Origin of the sequence: Shewanella sp. UCD-KL21, assembly GCF_001957135.1 — a bacterium.
Taxonomy (GTDB): Bacteria; Pseudomonadota; Gammaproteobacteria; order Enterobacterales; family Shewanellaceae; genus Shewanella.
The window spans coordinates 1-5,632 of sequence record NZ_MPHK01000040.1 but is presented as its reverse complement, the minus strand read 5'-3'; the positions used below and the strand labels follow the sequence as shown (position 1 = coordinate 5,632).

At 43.8% G+C, this 5,632-nt stretch carries 3 protein-coding genes and 1 pseudogene; 2 read left to right on the top strand and 2 right to left on the bottom strand.

The window, feature by feature from the left end; all coding sequences use genetic code 11:
• Positions 1-157 precede the first annotated feature (157 nt).
• Both BM739_RS19605 and BM739_RS20065 read right to left on the bottom strand, forming a co-directional pair.
• Entirely contained in the window at positions 158-1,567 is a 1,410-nt protein-coding gene (locus BM739_RS19605; RefSeq protein WP_076543299.1) for a M28 family peptidase, read from the bottom strand.
• A 25-nt stretch (positions 1,568-1,592) separates the two neighbouring features.
• A pseudogene (locus tag BM739_RS20065) lies at positions 1,593-2,138 on the bottom strand (lytic transglycosylase domain-containing protein); the annotation flags it as partial.
• A gap of 1,348 nt (positions 2,139-3,486) precedes the next feature.
• On the opposite strand from BM739_RS20065, the gene BM739_RS19595 reads away from it, so the two are divergent.
• Positions 3,487-5,097, top strand: coding sequence for an AbgT family transporter (locus tag BM739_RS19595; protein ID WP_076543297.1), 1,611 nt, complete (start codon positions 3,487-3,489; stop codon positions 5,095-5,097).
• Between the two features lie 130 nt (positions 5,098-5,227).
• The coding region (locus tag BM739_RS19590) for a transposase (protein WP_139326936.1) at positions 5,228-5,632 on the top strand (405 nt) is incomplete at its 3' end.

The window sequence follows — 5,632 nt, the reverse complement described above, 5'->3', positions numbered from 1 at the left end:
TATCTGAATTACTTTCTGCCGTGCCGCGAACAAAATCACAGCCAGCATTGGTGGCGCTTGATGATGAGCAAGCCGTGCTCAATAGCATTGGCAGCAATAAACTTGCCAGTAAAATCCTTTTCTTCATCCTAATCCTTTTTTACATCAATAAAATCTATTAAAAGAACGCACCTGCCGCACCCGGAAATACCACCGGACTTGCATTACCATTATCACCAACACTGGCAACGCCGAAGACATAATTATCTATGACCATGTTTTTTAGAATAAATTCATTCACATTGCCAACATAACGACTATGACTCCATTGTGACTCTGTGGTGGCGCGCCAGTAAACGCGATAACCTGAAATACTCTTATTCGGTTGTGGCTGCCATTGCAGTTTAGTATTAGGCTGCATAATACCTTCGATTTTCACCCCTTTGGGCGGCTCTGGTGCCCACGCCATCGAGGCCAAGCTAATAGCATTGAGTGCGGTGAGTTTAGCATTAAAATTAAAATCCACGCCTTCAAGCACATCGCCGTATTCAATGCCGTTTTCAGTGCGAATATCTTGATGCTGGCGATCATAATGCTCGTTCGTTTCCATCACCCTTACTGCTGGGTAACCTGCTTTATTAAACGGTAAATGATGGCCGCCACGGCCAAAGCGGTCGAGACGATATACCAAGATTACATCAAGGTTAGTCATGTATTGATCAACTAGGGTTTTAATTTTTCGCGCCAGATTACGTGAAGCGGAATCATTTTCGCCACCGCTGAAATAACGCTGTTTGGCTTCCTCAGGAGTTTCTGCAATACGTACACCTTCAGAAAATACTCTTACAGTGGAATTGTTGATCACCCCGTTAATGCCGGCAATATTACCAATCATGTCGTTATTCAATACCGCTTGGATTTGCCAATCATGCTTTTTAGCGTAATTAATTAGCACATCGCCGCCATATAGGCCCTGCTCTTCACCTGAAAGCGCCGCATAAACAATGGTGCCATTAAACTGATATTTCGACAGCACTCGCGCCGCCTCTAAAGCGCCTGCAACCCCAGAGGCATTATCATTTGCCCCCGGAGATACCGAGGTAAAGTCCATCGGATCGGTTACCCGAGAATCAATATCACCACTCATCATTACCACGCGGTTAGGATCTGTTGCGCCGCGTTGAATGGCAAATACATTTACCACTTCAGTGGGCTCTGGGATGCGCTTACCACTGACTGTTTCGCCCACCATCACCACTTCTAAACAGCCGCCACAATCAGCAGATATTCGCTCAAATTCTGTTTTAATCCAGCGCCTTGCTGCGCCTATACCTTGGGTTTCTGACTCAGTTTCAGAGAGCGTATGACGGGTGCCAAAACTCACTAATTTTTCAACATCTGTACGTAAACGCTTAGCCTCTGGCGCTGTGGCAATATCATATAAACGCAGATCTTCTTCTGATGGCGCCAGATGACTTGGCTGGGCAGCAATCGCATTAAATCCAACAAGATTAACGCTTAATAGCGACAGCATGCCAATGACTTGATAGCACTTTTTTATGGTTATTGTGTGTGTATCTTTATTCATATCACCCTCTTAAATCTGTAGATTATTAGCTCGCTAATGCTGCTTGATAGCGTTTTAGCAAGATTTTTACCCTCTCAACGTAGGCTTGAGTCTCTGGGTATGGCGGGATCCCTTGGTACTTAGTCACAGTTGTTGGACCAGCATTATAGGCGGCGCAAGCCAGTTCAATATCATTATCAAATCGTTCAAGTAAGTACGCTAAATATTGACTGCCGCCACGAATATTTTGCTGCACATTATAAGCATCGGTCACTCCCAGCTCTTTAGCTGTGGCAGGCATTAATTGCATTAAACCAATGGCACCTACTTTTGAGTGCGCTTTGGCATTAAATGCCGACTCAGCATGGATCACCGCCCGAATTAACGCAGGATCTAACTGAAATTGTTTGGCAGCATCATTAACTGGCTCTGCATGCTTAAAAGCAAATAGCGGAATACGCTGCCAATCAACTTGGGAGTCAACTTGGCAGGCAAAGCAGTCATACAATAAAACCTCAAAATCCTCGCTCGTGGGCACTACGTTTGAAAACGTGGTCACGCCATTTTGCTCATACTGATAGATTTTTCGTTTTGGTTTTTTAGTTTGGCTCCCTGCGGTCAAGGTGCTGTTTGTGGTTAATGCGCTTGAAACCATTGTTGATGAGGCATTATTCGCTGACGGCTGGCGCGAAAAAGACGGCTTGTTTACTGGGGGCTGATAACGCTCTACAACAGCCGCTGATTTTATTGCCGTTTGTTCAACAATCACTTTAGACTTTAACACCATAGCAGGTTTTGCTGGCTGTTTAAGCGCTACGACCGGAGGGTGTAATACCTGTTGTTTCTTTGGCTTAGCTTGAGAGCCAGACTTAACTTGAGAGCGGCGCTTAACTTCAGAGTGAGGCTTAACATCACCCGTGGCACTTGCTAAAGGTAATACCACAATAGGCGCAAGCAAGACTTGTTGGCGCTTGGGCTCTTGGGCTAGGGGCGTGGGCATAGTCGCCACTTTAAAAACTTTAGGCTGCTGGTTAGTGTTGGTTGCAAGCTGCTTTTGAGGTTTTATCCGCTTACTTTGCTGCGCAGTAATGTTATCCGCTTGCGGCGATTTTTCAGTTAATCCTAACGACGCTGCTGTGGGGGTAAGCGTTTTATTTGGTTTGCTTTGCTCAATCTGTGTTTGTGCTGTCGCAATGATTTGCGGTTTAACGGGCGCTGTCATTGTCAGTTGAGTTTTAGCTTTCTGCTGCGCCGCTATTTCAAGCTCAGCTAAAGTTTCGGCGTGGGCAACCGTTACGAAAGCGCTGAATAAGATCAGTAAACTCACACCGCAACCACTTATTAAGGCGCTAGCGCAACTCAGCCTGAGTAATCGCTTTATGTGTGTATTGACGGTACAAGCCAAGTTTGAAGCTAAAATATGTAAAGGTATTTTTATCATTATTATTATCACGTTGATATTGAGCACTGACTAGCTTGCCTCATAATAGCGAAGAATCAATACTCTGTTCACTAAATATACACTCAATGCAGATGTTGTTTTTTGCACGATTTTTTACAACACATGCTCAAAGCCGCTTAAAAACCCAGTTGAAACCATTAAAAATAATAACTTAACCATTGGCTTTGCTATTAGAGCTCAAAAAAGCAATAAAAATAAAACAGTATGAGGAATATTATTTATTTATAAAAATAAAACAGTAACTTAATAAAAAACAAATCTGGGTGTTTTTTATACCCACTTACAACAAAGCTCGGTTTTATTAGGCTTATTTTGCGATAATGAGTTGTTATTGAGTTAGACTCAATGAATATTTGATGTTAACTGATATTTATCAGTTATCTCAGCCTATATTTAAGCTTATTTTAAAATAGGTAATATAGTCTGTAGATTGGCAAATTCTCAAACTCTAATAATTAAGCCTATTTAAGGGATATTCATGAACCTTGATCCATCTAAAGCTGTGCCCAACAAGGGCTCACCTCAGGACCTCGCCTCCAGTGGCGCCTTTGTCCGATTTCTTAATATTGTCGAGCGGTTAGGTAACTTACTACCTCACCCAATCACCCTATTTGCCATGTTCTGTCTTGCTGTTATTGCCATAAGTGGTATTGCGGGCTATTTCGAAATGACAGTGGCAGACCCTCGTCCTATCGGCAGCTCAGGTCGCAGTGAAGATGGCTTAATCCATGTGGTCAGCCTGATGAATGCTGAAGGATTAAGGATGATCGTCTCTAACCTAGTGACTAACTTTACCGGCTTCACTCCATTAGGTACGGTATTAGTGGCCTTACTGGGTGTCGGTATTGCTGAGCGCTCAGGGCTATTATCTGCCGCTATGCGCTTATTAGTCATGGGCACTTCAAAGCGCCTTGTGACCTTAACCATCGTCTTTGCGGGTATTGTCTCTAACACCGCATCTGAGCTAGGTTACGTGGTATTAATCCCCATGGCGGCGATGATATTCCACTCCCTTGGACGCCACCCTTTAGCCGGTTTGGCGGCAGCATTTGCAGGGGTTTCTGGTGGTTACAGCGCTAACTTATTATTAGGCACTGTCGATCCATTACTGTCAGGTATTACCGAAGCTGCGGCGCAAATGATTGATCCTGATTATATTGTTGGCCCTGAAGTAAACTGGTACTTCATGTTTGTGTCGACCTTTTTGATCACTATTTTAGGTGCACTGGTTACTGAAAAAATCGTTGAGCCCAAATTAGGAAAGTACGATGTATCTGAAGCTGCTGATGACTTATCTGAGCAGAAAATGGATATTGTCACCCCTGAAGAAAAACACGCCTTAAAGGTGGCAGGTTTCTCAGTGTTAGTGCTATCAAGCTTATTGGCTTTGACCATTATTCCTGAAGGCGCCCCACTACGAAATCCTGAAACCGGTTTAGTATCAGGCTCACCATTCCTAAAAGGCATTGTGGCGTTTATCTTTATCGGCTTTGCTATCCCGGGCTTGGTGTACGGTAAAGTGGTCGGTAGCATGAAAAAAGACACCGACATCATTAATGCCATGTCCCACAGTATGAGTACCATGGGGATGTATATTGTGTTGGTGTTTTTTGCCTCGCAATTTGTAGCTTTCTTTAAGTGGACCAATTTAGGCGCCGTACTGGCAGTCACTGGCGCTGATGCCCTTAGCAGCATAGGTTTAACTGGGCCATTGGTGTTTGTACTATTTATTATGTTGTGTGGTTTTATCAACTTAATGCTAGGCAGTGCTTCGGCGCAATGGGCGGTTACCGCACCGATATTTGTACCTATGTTAATGCTAGTAGGTTATGCCCCTGAAACCATTCAGGCTGCCTACCGAATTGGTGATTCGGTCACTAACTTGATAACGCCAATGATGAGCTATTTCGGGCTCATTCTGGCGGTTGCTAGCCGCTATAAGAAAGACTTAGGTATCGGTACCTTGATTGCCACCATGTTGCCTTATTCAATCGTATTCTTTATCGGTTGGACGCTGTTCTTCTTCTTATGGGTATTTGTTTTAGGCTTCCCAGTAGGTCCTGGCGCTGCCACTTATTACACCCCATAACGATGTCATAGTCATACCTAAATGACTAAAACGGATTAGCTTATTAGCCCTGCATTGCAGGGCTTAATTAGATGGTCCGCCTCACCCCTAAGCTAAACTTAGAGTTTGGCAATCAAAGAGGCGAACCATCATGTCTACTATTAAAGTCATTGGAATCGATTTAGGCAAATCTTCTTTTCACCTTGTTGGGCATGATCACACTGGTCGTGAACAATTTCGTCAACACTTAAGCCGTTTAAAACTTATTCAATTTTTAGCGCAAACACCTCAAACSATGATAGCAATGGAATCATGTGGTGGTTCCCACTGGTTGGCAAGAAAATGCCAAGCCCTCGGTCATGAGGTTAAACTTATTCCCCCGCAGTACGTTAAGCCTTATGTTAAAACCAATAAAAATGATTACATCGATGCCGATGCGATAGCAGAAGCATGCACAAGACCATCGATGCGCTTTGTTGGTGTTAAAACAGAATCAGCACAAGTCATTAGTGTTATTCAGCGAGTTCGCTCAAGTTATATCAAAGAGCGGACCGCG

Excerpts from the sequence above, each read along its gene's own strand:
- BM739_RS19595 (WP_076543297.1), top strand. The coding sequence starts at position 3,487 with ATGAACCTTGATCCATCTAAAGCTGTGCCCAACAAGGGCTCACCTCAG.
- BM739_RS19605 (WP_076543299.1), bottom strand. The coding sequence starts at position 1,567 with ATGAATAAAGATACACACACAATAACCATAAAAAAGTGCTATCAAGTC.